Annotated in this window: 10 protein-coding genes and 2 pseudogenes; 4 read left to right on the top strand and 8 right to left on the bottom strand. The window is 74.8% G+C overall.

Annotated features, from left to right (window positions below):
* Window positions 1–60 precede the first annotated feature (60 nt).
* From ACFV3E_RS42345 to ACFV3E_RS42335, 3 genes are read right to left on the bottom strand one after another with little or no spacing between them, the layout of a single operon-like run.
* The gene (locus ACFV3E_RS42345; protein ID WP_500541236.1) at window positions 61–4557 is read right to left on the bottom strand and encodes an FtsK/SpoIIIE domain-containing protein; all 4497 of its coding nucleotides are present in this window, start codon (window positions 4555–4557) and stop codon (window positions 61–63) included.
* Between the two features lie 19 nt (window positions 4558–4576).
* Window positions 4577–5719 carry a hypothetical protein gene (locus tag ACFV3E_RS42340; RefSeq protein ID WP_500541234.1) on the bottom strand — a complete coding sequence of 381 codons (1143 nt, stop codon included), beginning with the start codon at window positions 5717–5719 and terminating at the stop codon, window positions 4577–4579.
* Entirely contained in the window at window positions 5716–6309 is a 594-nt protein-coding gene (locus ACFV3E_RS42335; RefSeq protein WP_499509416.1) for a sigma-70 family RNA polymerase sigma factor, read from the bottom strand. The genes ACFV3E_RS42340 and ACFV3E_RS42335 overlap by 4 nt, the downstream gene beginning before the upstream one ends.
* A 172-nt stretch (window positions 6310–6481) precedes the next feature.
* Between ACFV3E_RS42335 and ACFV3E_RS42330 the strand changes: the two genes are divergently transcribed.
* Complete coding sequence (locus ACFV3E_RS42330; RefSeq protein ID WP_500541232.1) at window positions 6482–7459, top strand: ricin-type beta-trefoil lectin domain protein; 978 nt, start codon at window positions 6482–6484, stop codon at window positions 7457–7459.
* Between the two features lie 101 nt (window positions 7460–7560).
* Here the strand turns inward: ACFV3E_RS42330 and ACFV3E_RS42325 are convergent, their stop codons facing one another.
* Both ACFV3E_RS42325 and ACFV3E_RS42320 read right to left on the bottom strand, forming a co-directional pair.
* Window positions 7561–8481 (bottom strand): SIS domain-containing protein, encoded by a 921-nt coding sequence (locus ACFV3E_RS42325; RefSeq protein WP_500541230.1) that lies wholly within the window; start codon window positions 8479–8481, stop codon window positions 7561–7563.
* A gap of 167 nt (window positions 8482–8648) precedes the next feature.
* On the bottom strand, window positions 8649–9437 hold the full coding sequence (locus ACFV3E_RS42320; protein ID WP_500541228.1) for a DeoR family transcriptional regulator: 789 nt from the start codon (window positions 9435–9437) through the stop codon (window positions 8649–8651).
* Between the two features lie 132 nt (window positions 9438–9569).
* Between ACFV3E_RS42320 and ACFV3E_RS42315 the strand changes: the two genes are divergently transcribed.
* Window positions 9570–10403, top strand: coding sequence for a class II fructose-bisphosphate aldolase (locus tag ACFV3E_RS42315; RefSeq protein WP_500541226.1), 834 nt, complete (start codon window positions 9570–9572; stop codon window positions 10401–10403).
* Between the two features lie 25 nt (window positions 10404–10428).
* Here ACFV3E_RS42315 and ACFV3E_RS42310 read toward each other — a convergent pair whose 3' ends face one another.
* Window positions 10429–11187, bottom strand: coding sequence for a hypothetical protein (locus tag ACFV3E_RS42310; RefSeq protein ID WP_500541224.1), 759 nt, complete (start codon window positions 11185–11187; stop codon window positions 10429–10431).
* Between the two features lie 149 nt (window positions 11188–11336).
* Here ACFV3E_RS42310 and ACFV3E_RS42305 point away from each other — a divergent pair, with 149 nt between their 5' ends.
* Window positions 11337–12611, top strand: a complete 1275-nt coding sequence (locus ACFV3E_RS42305; RefSeq protein WP_500541222.1) for an MFS transporter — start codon at window positions 11337–11339, stop codon at window positions 12609–12611.
* 16 nt (window positions 12612–12627) lie between these two features.
* Here the strand turns inward: ACFV3E_RS42305 and ACFV3E_RS42300 are convergent.
* A pseudogene (locus ACFV3E_RS42300) lies at window positions 12628–13009 on the bottom strand (dihydrofolate reductase family protein); the annotation flags it as partial.
* Between the two features lie 158 nt (window positions 13010–13167).
* On the opposite strand from ACFV3E_RS42300, the gene ACFV3E_RS42295 reads away from it, so the two are divergent.
* A complete protein-coding gene (locus ACFV3E_RS42295; RefSeq protein WP_500541220.1) occupies window positions 13168–14049 on the top strand; it encodes a GNAT family N-acetyltransferase in 882 nt (293 codons plus the stop codon).
* A gap of 39 nt (window positions 14050–14088) precedes the next feature.
* Here ACFV3E_RS42295 and ACFV3E_RS42290 read toward each other — a convergent pair.
* Window positions 14089–14384 (bottom strand): annotated as a pseudogene (locus ACFV3E_RS42290) (hypothetical protein); the annotation flags it as partial.

The raw sequence follows: 14384 nt of genomic DNA, 5'->3' as shown, positions 1-14384 counted from the left end.
CTTCGTCGTCGCGGGGGCGCGTTCCGGGGCGGGCACCCGGTGCCGGCCACGGAACGGGCGTCACTCCGTGCGGAGCGAGGTCAGCGGCACCTGCAGCGCCATCACCTCGCTGCCCCGTCCGGCGGTCCAGCCGCGGCCCGCGTGGGGTGCCACGCGGGTGACGGCGTGCGGGAGCCGTACGCCGATCAGGTCTCCCTCGGTGATGCTCTTCGGCCCCAGCAGCAGTCCGCGGCGGGCCTTGCGGGCACTGGACATCCAGCCGCTCATGCCGCCCTGGACGCCGTCGGCGGTCGCCGCGTAGACGAGGCCGAGGCCCTGGTCCCGGCCGGACACCGTGATCTCCTTGAGGAGCTTGTCGGCGCCGGACATCGCCAGCAGGTCGGCGTCGTCGACCATCACCACCCGCGGTCCGGGCAGCGCGGCGAGCGCGGAGCGCACCGCCTCCTCGGTCGGCTCGCTGTCGGTGATCACCCGCACGGTGGTGTGCCGGCTGAGCGCCCGCAGCGGGGACTCACGCGGGGTGAGGACGACCAGTGAGGTGCCGCCCGCGAGCAGCGAGACCGCCAGCGAGGCCAGGGTGTTGCTGCGCCCGGACCCGGTGGGGCCGATGACGCCGAACACCGCGGACGCGCCCGCGAGGTCCACGCCGACCGGTTCGCCCTCGTCGCCGCCGATGCCGAGCAGCCCCCACAGGGGCCGCCGCTGCTCGGCGGACACCTTGTCGTAGACGTCGGCGAACTCGGCCGACCGCGGCAGCGAGGCCACCGTGAAGGGGCGCCGTGCCTGGGGCACCCGCGCGTCGCGCTTGAGCGCGGCGGCGCCGATCTTGCGGAGCGCCTCGACCTGCTCGGTGCCGCCGCCCGGGGCGAGCAGCGCGACCTGGGTCTCGGTACCGGTCAGGACGTGCCACCCGCGGCCCGGCGGGATGTCCGCGGGCAGCTTGGCCGGCTTCATGCCGATGGCCTGGACGTCGGAGCGGTCGCCGGGCCGCAGCAGCAGCCTGTGGTCGTTGTGGGCCGCCATGCGGCCGCCCAGCAGGGAGCGTTCCGAGGTGCCGATGAAGTGGATGCCCGCGCCGGCGCCCTCGCGTACCAGGCGGACCATGTCCTGGTACATGTGGCTGTACTCGTGCTCGTCGAGCATGGCCGACAGGGCGTCCCAGCCGTCGACCAGCAGCAGGATGTGCGCGGGGCGTTCCGCCTTCGGCAGCACCTTGCGCAGTTCGCCGATGCCGGTGGCGTTGTGCTGCTGCGCCAGTTCCTGGCGGTTGACGAGTTCCTGGTTGAGGCGGCGCAGCAGCCGTTCCAGCCGTTCGGTGTCGTGCCGGGGGACGATGCCTCCGCAGTGCGGGAGCGTGGTGAGCGCGGCCAGGCCGCCGCCGGCCGCGTCGATGCCGTAGAAGTGCACGTCGGCGGTGCTCTGGTGGCGGGCGGCCGAGCCGGCCAGGGTGCGCAGCACCTGGGTGCGGCCGGACCGGGGCGCGCCGATGACGTACAGGTGGCCGAAGCTGCTGAGGTCCGCGGCGGCCACGTGCCGCTGCTGCAGCTGCGGCACGTCCTCCAGGGCGTACGGGATGAGCAGGCGTCCCTCGCGGACGGGGTTCATCGCGTCGAGGTCGTCGAGCAGGACCCGGCGCTCCAGCGCGGGAAGCCAGGGGCTGGGCTGCGGGGTGTAGTCCTCCAGCCGGTCCACGGCCGTGCGGATCTCGTCGACCAGGATCCGCAGGTCGGTGGGGGCGGGCGCCTGGGCGCTCTGGGTGAGGACGACTTCGGACGCGGCCGGTGCCGCGGCGCGTCCGAGGGCGTCCCAGGACAGTTCCGCCGCCACGACGGGCTTGCGGGCGCCGCTGTCGGCCTCGGTCTCCTCGTCGGTCTTCGGCCGCGGCCGCTCGGCGCCGACCCAGGCGGTCTGGAAGGGCTCCGCGGACTTCGGGCCGCGCCGCACCAGGGCGCGGCCGGGGGTGGTGGCGGAGATGTCGACGGCGTCCGTGACGTCGATGACGTCCTGGCTCTCGGACTGGTCGGTGACCCGCAGCGCTATCCGGAGGTTGGTGTTGGCCCGGATGTCGGCGGTCACCACACCGGCGGGACGCTGGGTCGCCAGGACCAGGTGGATGCCGAGCGACCGGCCGCGCTGGGCGATGCTGATGAGGCCGGGCACGAAGTCGGGCACCTCGCGCACCAGGGTGGCGAACTCGTCGATCACCAGCAGGAGCCGGGGAAGCGGCGCGAGCGTGGGGTCGGCGGCGCGCTTGGCCTGGTACTCGGGGAGGTCCTTGGCGTTGGCGGCGGCGAGGACGTGCTCCCGGCGCATCAGCTCGGCGCCGAGCGACTCCAGGGCACGTTCGACGAGGTGGGCGTCGAGGTCGGTGACCATGCCGAGGGTGTGCGGGAGCTGCGCGCACTCCTTGAAGGCGCTGCCGCCCTTGTAGTCGACGAGGACGAAGGTCAGTTCGTCGGGCCGGTTGGCGGCGGCGAGGGAGGCGACGAAGGTCTGCAGCAGTTCGGACTTGCCGGAGCCGGTGGTCCCGGCGACCAGTCCGTGCGGACCGTCCTGGACGAGGTCGAGGGAGAACGGGCCCTCGAAGCCGCTGCCGAGCACGAAGGAGGTGGTGGAGGGCCGGGCTCGCCAGCCCGCCAGGATCGTGTCGGCGCTGGGCGGTTCCTGGTTCAGCAGGTCCAGCAGCTTCACGCGCTGCGGCAGTCCCGCGTCGTGCTCGGGGCTGACGTCGCGGACCGGCGCGACGGCGCGGGCGACCTGCTCGCACCACTCGGGCGTGACCTGGTCGGCGCGGACCGCCGGGACGTCGGGCGTGCCGGGGCGCTTGACGGTGAGCCGGCCGGCCTCGGCGAGCACCACTCCGGTGCTCTCCTCGGGCAGCAGCCGCTCCTGCTCGTCGAGGCAGACGCTGAAGACGCGGGTCGCCGGGCCCTCGGTGAGGACCTGGACCATACCGGGCACGTCGCGCAGCCGCCGGGCGCCGTCGGCGATGACCAGGATGTCGGGGCCGATGACGGCGGCGTTGCGGTCGTAGGTCGTGGCCCGCTTGCGGACCTGGATCTGCGCGACCAGTTCCGAGACGCGGGCCGCGGTCGACTCGGGGTCGTTGCCGATGAGGACGAGCGGGCCGCCGGGCGCCGCGGGCCGCACGTGCGGGAGCCAGCGCACCCAGGCCCAGTCGTCGGCGCGCCCCGGATCGGTGAGCAGCACGATCCGCAGGTCGCGGGGGCTGTGGAGCACCGCCGCCTGCACCGCCATCCAGCGGGCGAGCGGCTGCACCTCGGCCGCGGGGCCCGCCACGCCGACCACGCCGTGGCCGCTGAGGTCCACGCCGATCGGGGCGTCGGGGATGTTCCAGCGGATGGTGCGGTGGTTCTCGTCGCGGGCCGGGTCCTCGAGTTCGCGCAGCGAGGGCTGGTCGGCGGTGCCCAGGCGCAGGACGAGGTGGTCGGGGTCGTGGCGGCGCCGCTCCCACAGCCGGCTGCCCGGCCCGGTGGCCATCAGGGCGACGGCGGCAGGGTCGGGGCCGGTGACGTGGCGTACCCGGCGCTCGCGGGCGACGGCCTCGCGGACGCCGTCCTCGACGGCGGCGCGCCGCCGGTTGTACTGCCGGTCCGCCTCCTCGTAGTCCTTGCGGGCGGTGCGGCGGCCGGTGACCCAGTTGGAGACCATCATCATCGGGCCGAGCGCGATGAAGACGACGAAGTAGTACGACTTGAAGATCGCGACCATGAAGAAGCCCATGATCACGGGGGCGATCATCATGGCCGCGGGGAAGGGGCGCTTGCCCGGGGCCGCGGGCGGCGAGGGCAGCCGGACCCGCTCGCCGTCCAGGTGCGGGGCGATCCGCGGCGGGCGGTTGTAGTCGATGCCGAAGCCGTCCGCGGACTGGGTGACCGCGGCGTCCGCCTCGACCGGCGCGCTCATCCGCAGCAGGACGGAGCCCACGGTCAGGTCCTCGCCGGGCGGCCACGGCACGGGCTGTCCCGGGGCGGCGGTCCGCTCGGTGGTGACGCGCTGCGGGCGGGTGCGGCGCAGCGCGGTGACGGCGTCGTCCGGCGGGGGCGCGGCGACCCGGCCGCGCACCTCGTCGCCGGGCGCGGTACGGGTGCGGTGCCAGTGTGCGGAGCCGTCGGCACCGACCGTCACCCACAGCCCGCCCTCGGGGACGCCATGGCCTTCGAGGCGGATCGCGCACAGTGGTCCGGAGCCGATCTCGTGGCTGCCGAACCCGAGCAGCCAGGTGCGTCCGGCCTGCGGTCCGGAGACCACGTGGACCTCGGCGAGCACCGGCCCGGCGTCGGTCCCGGCGTCGGCGCGGACCCGGTCGGGGTCCGTTCCGGCGGCGCCGAGGCCCAGGACGCCGCCTTCGCGCAGCCCCGCCGAGGCGACGGGCGCGTCCGGGTCGAGCCGGCGGCCGTCGAGGTAGAGGTCGCGGGTGCGCGTCCCGTCCACGGCCTCGGCGAGGTCCGCGACGGTGGTGCGCGGTGGCAGCCCTACGAGGTGGTCGCGGCGCGCACCGTCCGCGCCGTCGACGGTGGTGATGGTGAGGTTCACGGTCTTCCCAGTTCGGGCGTCACGAGGACGAGGAGCGTGCGGTGACGGCGGAGACGCCCGCCGGTCCGAATGCGGTCGGCTCGGCGAGGTCGGCGTCCTCGTCGCCGTGTTCGGTGGCGGCGGGGGCGGGCTCGGGTCGGGGGGCGGTCGCGGAGACGGCCATGGCGGTGGGCGGGAGTCCGGCCTCGACGAGGTCGTCGTCGGCTGAGAGGGTGCCGAGCACCTTCGGCGGGTTCGTACCGGAGCCGCCGTCGTCCCCCGGGACGGGCGGGAGGGTGCCTACCAGCCGGGCGACGGCGCGGGCCAGGGGCAGCGCGTCGATGGTGAGGGCGGGCGGGCCGCCGTGCAGGCGCAGGTGACCGTCCCGGTCCGCTTCCAGGATCAGGGTGCTGTGGTGGGCCACGCCCAGGGTGAGCAGGCGCACGCGGGCCGGCCGGTTGCGCTCCGGTGCCTCGGCGCTCACGGCGTAGCCGGCGTCGAGCCGTTCGAAGACGTCGGTCGGGCCGTCGTGCCGGGGGTGCACCCCGGCGCCGACCACGACGCGACCGGCGGGGAGGCGGGCGTCGAGCTGGGCGGCGAGGGCCTGGAGGACCGCGCGGGCGGTGCGCCGCTCGCCGGTGACGGAGACCGCCGCGGGAACGGCCGTCAGGTCGAGGAGCACCGCGTCGCTACCGGCCCTGCCGAGGCAGACGAGCACGGGGGCCTCGCCGCCGTGCCCGGTCTCCGGTGGGGTGCCGAGGTCGGCGCGACTGATCCACCACAGGCGCGGTTCGGCCGCGTCGCGGGCCCAGGGTTCGGGCAGCGCGCCCTCGCCGTGGCCGTGGGCGACGTACACGCCGACGACGTCGGAGCCGAGGAGCGTCGCGTACGGCCGGGCGCCCGGCCGTTCGGCGGCGGCGCGGCGCAGCGCGGTCGCGGCGTCCGTCCAGCCGGAGGCGTCGCGCAGCAGGCGGGCGAGCACCCGCAGGCCGCCGCGGTGCCGCAGTTGCGTGCGGACGGGCGTGGCGAAGGCGCGTGCGGCCGTCGTCAGTTCGCGCGCGACGCGGCGGCGCAGTGCGCCCCAGCCCCCCTTGCGGCGGACGAGCCAGTGCGCCACCACGACGAGGAGGATCAGCAGGCCGATGAGCGCGATGAGCCGGGTCCAGCCGGCGGGGACGTTCACGCGGCCACTCCGTCCACGCCGCGGCGGGCGAGTTCGGCCCTCAGGGCCCGCACTCCGTGGTGGGTCCGGGATTTGACGGTGCCCCGCGGCACGCCCATCTCGGCGGCGGCGTCGGCCCCGGTCTGGTCCATCACGTGCACCCGGACCACGGCCTCGCGGTGCGCGGGCGGCAGGGCGCTCAGCGCGGCGAGGAGCACGGAACGGTCCTCGACGAGACCGGCGTGGTCGCCGGCGTGGTCGAGCGCGGTGCCCGCGAAGTCCGCGGCGGTGATGCCGACGGGCACGGAGCGGTCGCGACGGCGGTGGTCGACGACCAGGTTGCGGGCGACCCGGAAGAGCCACATACGGACCGGACGCTCGTGCACGTCCAGCCGCCCGGCGCGCTGCAGGGCACGCAGCAGGGTCTCCTGCAGCACGTCCTCCGCGGCATGCACGTCGCGGCCCATGAGGCCGGTGACGAACCTCCGGAGACTGTCCCGCTCGGCGATGATCAGGCTGGCGACAGCACTGTGTTCGTCGGCGCCGCCGGTGTCGTGGTCCGCGAGGATGTCCGCCTCGCCCTCACGACAGTCGGACTCGTTCACACACATGGCGTAAAGATTAAGCTGCTGAACGAGATGCTCTGACCACAGTGTTGGCGCATATTCGATCATTCGCTGTCACACTTGGTGAAATCTTAAACTATTGTTCACCTTGCCGAAATCGAAGGGCGGACGCGCGCCCTACGCTTCCGCGCAGATTCCCGAGCCGACAGGAGACCACGTGCCTCCCCATCCCGATCCACGGGACCCCGAGGTTCTCGACGGGGCCACGCCCCGTTTCGCGGACACCTTCGCCCGACGCCCCTCGCTGCCGCACCGGCGGCTGCTGCCGGACAGGCGGGCGTGGAGCGTACTGGCGACCACATCGGCCGTCATCGGCTGCGCGGTGCTGGTCGTGCCCTTGATGGCGCGAATTGACGTGCTGCCCGACGGGGGCGGCAAGGGTGACCCGGTGGCGGCCGTCGAGCCCAGCGCTTCGCAGAGCGGTGTCCTGCCGGCGTCGCCCGGCACGAACGGAACCAAGAACTCCCCCGCCGGAGGTGGCAACGTCCCGCCGGCCTCCGGGTCCCAGGGAGGCACGAACGCCGGCGGTGCGGCGGGCGGGACCGGCGGCACCGGCGGCGGCCTTCCGGCGGTGGGCGGTGAACCCGGCAGCACCGGAGGCGGCGGGAGCAGCGGGGGCGGCGGCGGTTCGGCCACCGGCGGCGGTTCGACCTCCGGCGGTTCCGGCGGTTCCGGCTCGTCGGGCTCCACATCGGGTTCGTCGGCCGGCCAGCCCACGCCCAGCAAGACGCAGCAGCCCGCCACCGTGCCCGGCCTGCGGATCCGCAGTTCGGAGAGCGGCCGCTGCATCGCGGTCAGCGGCGCGAAGAACAGCACCGGCCGCGACGGCGCCCGGCTGCAGATCCAGGACTGCGACGGCGGCGCCTGGCAGAAGTGGGACTTCCGCTCCGACGGGACCGTACGCGCCTTCGGCATGTGCATGGACCTGGCCGGCGCCTCGTTCACGGACGGTGCGGTCATACAACTGGCCCGCTGCAACGGCGGCTGGGCCCAGCAGTTCAGGCTCAACCCGTCCAGCGACCTGACGAACAAGAACAAGTGCGTCGACGTGCTCGACAAGGGCACGTCCGCCGGCACCCCGCTCCAGCTGTGGACGTGCTACGGGACGAAGAACCAGAAGTGGTACAAGTCCTGACAGACCGCACATGATGCCGTCCCCGCCCCCCTTCGGGGCGGGGACGGCGTTCGCGTTGCGGCGGACGGGGTCGGGGTCGGGGTCGTAGGTCGGCCCGGCCGTCAGCCCCGGCCGTCCGCCAGCACCACCGAGCGCGTCAGGTGGCGGGGCGCGTCCGGGTCGAGGCCGCGTGCGGCACCGAGCGCGGCGGCCAGCCGCTGGACGACGACCAGGTCGGCCAGCGGGTCGCGCCCCAGGGCCACCAGGCGTCCACCGGTGCGGGCGATCTCCCCCGCCAGCCCCGCCGGCAGGTCCGCGGGGTCGCCGAACCACCAGGCCACCCGGCCGGGCCCGGTGACGCTGATCGGGCCGTGCCGGTACTCCATGACCGGGTACGCCTCCGTCCAGGCGCCGGCCGCCTCCCGCATCTTGAGCGCCGCCTCCTGCGCGACGCCGTAGGCCCAGCCTCGGCCCAGGAAGGTGAACTGCTCGGTCTCCAGCAGCCCGTCGGGCAGCGGCGCAGCGAGCGCCGCCTCCGCCTGGGCGGCCAGTCCGGTCAGGTCCTCCCCCAGCAGGGCGCGCAGCAGGACGAGTTCGGTGGTGGCGAAGCGCGTCTGGACGACCGAGGTCTCGTCGGCGAAGTCCAGCACCACCGCCGCGTCGGCCAGTTCCATGACCGGGGTGGCGGGATCGGCGATGACGGCCACCGTGGGGGTGGTGCCGCGCAGCCGGGTCAGCACCTCCAGCACCTCGGTCGTCGTGCCGGACCGGGTGAGGGCGACGACCCGGTCGTACGCCCGGCCGGCCGGCATCTCCGAAGCGGCGAAGGGGTCCGTCTCACCCTGCCCCGCGGACTCGCGGAGCACGGCGTAGGCGTGGGCCATGAACCACGAGGTGCCGCAGCCCACGACCGCCACCCGTTCACCGGCCCGGGGCATCGCGGCCCGCCACGCCGTCTCCTCCCCGTCGCCCGCGAGCGCGACGGCGCGGCGCCAGCACTCCGGCTGGGTCCGTATCTCGGTCTCGGTCCTGCTCTCGCTCATCGATGGACTCCGTCCCTGTCCGGCGGCCCTTGACACCGAGCACGCCCGGTCGAGCATCATGTGTGAAGTTGCTCGACTCTAGCAATTTTCCTGCAGAAAATTGCATGCTGCTTCATGCGGTGGCGGGACGGCGGAAGGGGAGACGTCCGGTGCGACGGCAGGCCAGGTCAGGCGCGGACGACCTCCACTCCGGCCGCCGCGAAGGGCTCGGTGAGCGCGGCCGGGGCGTCCCCGTCCGTCACCAGGACGTCGACCTCTCCCACCGGGCAGATCCGCGCGAAGGCCCGCTTCCCCAGCTTGGAGGCGTCGGCGACGACCACGACCCGCTCGGCGCGCCGGGCGAGCGCACGGTTGATGCTCGCCTCGCCTTCATGCCGGGCCGCCGCGCCTTGGGTGACGTCGATGGCGTCCACGCCGAGGAAGACCAGGTCGAGGGTGAGCTGCGCGAGGAGTTCCGCGGCCAGCGGCCCGATCAGCTCGTACGAGGCCGGGCGGGCGACGCCGCCGGTCACCACCAGCTTCACGTGCCGCCGGACGGCCAGTTCACCGGCGATGTTCAGCGCGTTGGTGACGACCGTCAGGGCGGTCTCGGTGCCGCTGTCGGCGAGGTCGGCGCGCGCGGCGAGGGCGCGGGCGACCTCGGTGGTCGTGGTGCCGCCGTTGAGCCCGACCACCGTGCCCGGCTTCACCAGGGCCGCCGCCGCCCGGGCGATGCGCTCCTTCTCCGGGGCGTTGCGGGCGGCCTTGTAACGCAGCGGCAGGTCATAGGCGATCGCGTTGATCACCGCGCCGCCGTGGGTGCGGGTGACCATGTTCTGCCGGGCCAGTTCGTCCAGGTCGCGCCGGATCGTCGCGGCGGACACCGCCAGTTCGGCCGCGGCGGCCTCGACCTCGACGCTCCCGTCGCGGGTCAGCATCTCCAGCAGCGCGCTCCATCGGGCCTGTGGTCCCGCCATCTCCTCGCCCCCTGTTCGGTGGGTGTGCCGGCCCGGTACCGCGCCCACGCGCGGCAGCGCACATTTCTGCGCCTTTTCCAGGCCGAACCATCATGTTCACGCAACATCATTCCATCGAGAGGTCACCGCGTCATGCCGCTGGTCCCCACCGCCGAACTCGTCCGCGCGGCGCACGCCGACCGACGCGGGATCGGCGCCTTCAACGTCATCACCCTGGAGCACGCCGAGGCGGTCGTCGCCGGCGCGGAGGCGGCCGGACGCCCCGCGGTCTGCCAGATCAGCGAGAACGCGGTCCGTTTCCACGGTGGTTCCCTCGCCCCGATCGCCCGCGCGACCGCCGCGGTGGCCGAGTCGGCCGCGGTCCCCGTGGGCCTCCACCTCGACCACGTCACCGACGAGGCCCTGCTGCGCCGTGCCGCGGACTGCGGCTTCGGCTCCGTGATGTACGACGCGTCCGCCCTCCCCCACGACCGCAACGTCGCGGCCACCCGCGCCGCGGCGGACTGGGCGCACGACCGCGGCCTGTGGCTGGAGGCCGAACTCGGCGAGATAGGCGGCAAGGACGGCGTGCACGCACCGGGCGCCCGCACCGACCCCGACGAGGCCGCCGCCTTCGTGGCCGCCACCGGGATCGACGCCCTCGCGGTGGCCGTCGGCAGCTCGCACGCCATGACGACCCGCACGGCACGGCTCGACCACGACCTGATCGCCCGTCTCCGCGGCACAGTGCCCGTCCCGCTGGTCCTGCACGGCTCCACCGGCGTCCCCGACGACGAACTGCGCCGCGCCGTCATCGGGGGCATGGTCAAGATCAACATCGGCACGGCACTCAACATCGCCTTCACCGGCGCGGTGCGCGACTTCCTTGCGGCCGACTCCGCCACCGTCGACCCGCGCCGCTACCTCTCCTCCGCGCGCACACAGATGGCCTCGGTCGTCGAGAGCGCCCTGCGGGTCCTCGGCTGACGGCGGGCGGCGGGCGGCGGGCGGGTCAGCGCCGGCCCGCCGCCTGGAGTTGCCGCAGCGTCCAGCCGCGCCCCCGCACGTCCAGCGGGCGCGTGGCGGCGGTGAACAACTCCGCGGCGCGCCGGTAGGAGAGGCGCCCGCGGCCGGTGCGGAACAGCGGCCCGTCGACCCGCCCGAGGGCGAGCAGCGGCAGCAGCCGGGCCGATCCGTCCCCCCAGCGCAGCGGCACCCCGGTGCGCTCGCGGGTGCGGCGGCCCGGCAGGTCGAGGTCGTCGACGTCCAGCGCGAGCAGCCGTTCGATGGTGGCCCCGGTCTCGTGGAGCAGATGCCAGAACGCCTGCTCCCGCAGCGGCGCGGACAGCCGGAGCACCTCGCGCACCTGGTCGGCGCCGAGTCCGGCCCCGGCTCGGCGTGCCTTCGGCACGGGCAGCGCCCGCAGGTCCTCCGTGGGGTCGCCCGACAGCCAGCCCTGCGCGCACCACCACGTCACGGCGCTGCAGAGCACCGACAGTTCACGGTTGGCGGTGCGGGCGCCGACCGCCGCGGACCGTGCCGTGAAGGCCTCGCGCAGCCGCCGCGCGGTGCCCGGCGCGTCGAGCAGGGCCAGCGGGACCGCCGGGGGCTCGGCGTTGCGGCGCCCCCCGCCGACGGGCAGGGGGCGGTCGACGAGCCCCCAGGCCCAGGTGGCCAGCGCGATCCGGTAGACCCGCCGCGAGCCTGCGCCCAGCCCGGAGGCGGCGAGGAAGCGGTCGACAGCGACGGCGTACTCCACCGGCTGGGTCATGCGACGCCCCTCCCCTGTCGATCCCGAGATCGATCGCAGTAAATCACTCTGCGGTGCGAACTGGAGCCATCCTAAGTTGATTCGACTCGACTCAATAATTTTTTTCGCGGGCCTGGCGTGTCGCCGGGCGCCCCCTGCACGCTGCGCCCATGGCACTCGATCTCCGCCCCGCGGTCCTGCGCGAACGCGACTTCCGGCGCTTCTTCATCGGCTACACCACCTCGCTGCTCGGATCGTCGATGGCGTCCGTCGCGCTGGCCTTCGCGGTCCTGGAGACCGGCGGCGGGGGCACCGAGCTCGGCCTGGTCCTCGCGGCCCGGATCCTGCCGCTGGTGCTGGTCCTGCTCGCCGGCGCCGTCCTCACCGACCGGTGGGGCAGCCGGCAGGTGATGCTCGCCGCGGACGTCACCCGCTGCCTCACCCAGGCCGGCCTCGCCCTGGCCCTCCTCGGCGGCGATCCCCACATGGCCACGCTGATCGCGCTGGTCGTCGTCTGGGGCGCGGCCGAGGCCCTGTTCACCCCGGCTCTCGACGCACTCGTCCCCCGCATCGTGCCGGGTGACGCGCTCTCCGACGGCAACGCGCTGCTCGGCGTGGCCCGATCGGCGGCCTCCATCGCGGGCCCGGCGATCGCGGGCGTCCTGACGGCGGCCGCGGGCGCCTCCGCGGTCCTCGCCGTGGACGCCGTCAGCTACGGGGTGAGCGTCGTCGCCCTGCTCCTGCTGCCGAGGACCGTCCGGGCCGCGGGGCCGGCCTCGTCCTTCGTCGCGGAGCTGCGCGAGGGCTGGACGGAGTTCCGCTCCCGGACCTGGCTGTGGGTCACCTCGGTCCACGTCTGCCTGTTCAACCTCTTCGTGTGGGCGCCGTTCCTCGTCCTCGGGCCGCTGGTCGCCCAGCGGAACCTCGGTGGGCCGAGCTCCTGGGGCCTGGTCATGGCCCTGTACGGGGCGGGAGCGGTGGCGGGGGGCGTGGCGATGCTGGGGCGCCGGCCCCGCCGGCCGCTGTTCGTGGGCACGGCCGCCACCCTGGGCTGGGCCATGCCGTCGGCCGCCCTCGCCACCGGGCTGCCGCTGCCGTGGATCTGCGCCGCCGCGCTGGCGGCCGGAGTCGGCTCGGCCGTGTGCGGCACCCTCTACGCCACGGCCACGCAGTCCCAGGTGCCGCCCGGTGCGCTCGCCCGGGTCAGCGCCTACGGCACCTTCGGCGCCTTCGCGCTCGGGCCGGTGGGCCTCGCGGCGGCCGGCCCGGTGTCCGTCCTGTTCGGCGTCGCGGGGGTGCTGGGCTTCGGCGCGGTCTGGCAACTCGCGGCCGTGGCCCTGGTCCTGACGCTTCCCGCCGTACGGGCGGCCCTCCCGCGGCCCGGAACGGCGGCCCCGGCCCCCGGCGGCGAACAAGGCGTGGGCAGCCCCTCCCCCTCGTCCTGAGCCCTGCGGGGCCGTCAGACGAGGTCGGGGTCACGCTCCGCTGCACCAGCGTGCGCCGCGCTCCGCGTGAGCGTGCCGAACAGCCCGGCGCCGAGCGCCGAGCGCCGAGCCGATCGTGGCGCCGCCGCCTATGAGGACGACGCCGCCTCCGCCCGCTCGCGCGCGGCGGCGACGTCGGGCAGGCCGGTGGTGACGAACGTCCGGTCGAGGTCGGTGAGCCGCACGGACTCCGGCGGCGAGGCCGTCACGACGAGGAACGCGGGCCTGCCGACCTCGCCGGCGCCGTAGCCGGTCTCGTCGTTCCAGCCTTCCGGCCCGTCGACCAGGTCGAAGGGCCGCCCCCGGCACGGTGCCGAAGCCGTCGAGGGAGACCGCGACGTCACGGGCCGCCGGATCCGAATGCGGTTGCCGTCGACCTGCGGGAACCGTTAGCGTCCCCCAGCCGACCGGGTGTCACCGGCCGGCTTCGTCGACGAGGAGGTGTGCGGCACATGCGCAGGAGTGCTCGGCAGTCGGTCCCGCGTTCCCTTTCCCACCTCCTCACGACGGAGACACCTTGTCGATGCGCATCACCCCGCTGACCGATCCCGCTCACGGCCCGTCCGGCTTCCGGCTCGCGTGGCTGGCGAGCGACGCGGACGCCATTCCTCTCGGATCTGCGTTCCTGCGCCTGTTCAGCGGTCCCGGGCAGGAACACCTCACCGAGCTGAAGCTCCACGTCCATCCGGTCGAGCGGCGCCGCGGCGTCGGCACGCGGCTGCTCGCCGCGGCCGTGGCGGCTGCCCGGGCGGACGGCCGGCGTTGCGTCATCGCCCAGGCCGAGGCCGGTTCGCCCGGCGACCGTTTCCTCCCGGCACAGGGTTTCCGCAAGGCCCTCACGCTGGCGTTCACCCGGCTGCCGATGGCCGACGTGGACATCAGTGCCCTCGGTGAAATCGTCGAGCGTCCACACCCCGGATACCGGCTGGTGTCGTGGCACGGGACCGTGCCCGATGACCTCGCCACGACGTTCGCCGCGTCACGACGGGCCATGGACGACATGCCGATGGACGACGTCGCCTACGGCACGGTGACCTGGGACGTGGACCGGATCCGTGCTGCCGCCCAAGCCGTCGAGGCGCGAGGGGAGTTGCTGCACACCGTCGTGGCCGTCGACGATGCGGACGGCTCCATCGCCGGGTTCACCGAGCTGGTCGTCCCTGGTGACGGCAAGGGCGACGGCCAGCACTACGGCACCGCGGTCCTGCCCGAGCACCGGGGACACGGGCTGGGCCGGTGGATGAAGGCCGAGTCGATCCGGCAGGCGCGTGAGCGCCACCCCGGACTCGACGGTCTGCTGACCGATACCGCCGACGGCAACCGGCCCATGCGGAACATCAACGACGCGCTGGGCTACCGACCCACGCACCAGGCGATCGAGTACCAGCTCGACCTGTAGGGCGCCGGGACGGGGCGCGGGCTCCTCCCTCGCCCCGTCTCAGACGAGCTCCAGCAGGCAGCCCGCCGTGAAGACCGCGACGAGCAGGAGCGCGGCGAAAGCCGTCGTCAGCGCGACGGATGCCGCCCGGTCGCCGCCCTCGCCGTCCCGCCGGGGGCGGTCCAGGGGCAGGTCGGCCCAGCAGATACCGGCGCCGGGGCGGACCGTCAGGCCGTGGTCCGACGCGAGGGCGGCGACGATCGGCAGGCCCCGGCCGCGGTGGTGCCGCGGGCCCGCCCCCCCGGCCCCCGCCCAACACCCCCCCCCCGCGGGGGACGCCAAACGCCCGGGGCGGG

The organism is Streptomyces sp. NPDC059718 (assembly GCF_042733315.1).
Taxonomy (GTDB): Bacteria; Actinomycetota; Actinomycetes; order Streptomycetales; family Streptomycetaceae; genus Actinacidiphila.
This window is presented reverse-complemented; position numbering and strand designations above follow the sequence as displayed.

What these genes read in the sequence shown, in the direction of transcription:
- ACFV3E_RS42315 (WP_500541226.1), top strand. Translation starts at nt 9,570, where the DNA reads ATGCCGCTGGTCCCCACCGCCGAACTCGTCCGCGCGGCGCACGCCGAC.
- ACFV3E_RS42335 (WP_499509416.1), bottom strand. Translation starts at nt 6,309, where the DNA reads ATGTGTGTGAACGAGTCCGACTGTCGTGAGGGCGAGGCGGACATCCTC.
- ACFV3E_RS42310 (WP_500541224.1), bottom strand. Translation starts at nt 11,187, where the DNA reads ATGACCCAGCCGGTGGAGTACGCCGTCGCTGTCGACCGCTTCCTCGCC.
- ACFV3E_RS42305 (WP_500541222.1), top strand. Translation starts at nt 11,337, where the DNA reads ATGGCACTCGATCTCCGCCCCGCGGTCCTGCGCGAACGCGACTTCCGG.
- ACFV3E_RS42325 (WP_500541230.1), bottom strand. Translation starts at nt 8,481, where the DNA reads ATGAGCGAGAGCAGGACCGAGACCGAGATACGGACCCAGCCGGAGTGC.
- ACFV3E_RS42320 (WP_500541228.1), bottom strand. Translation starts at nt 9,437, where the DNA reads ATGGCGGGACCACAGGCCCGATGGAGCGCGCTGCTGGAGATGCTGACC.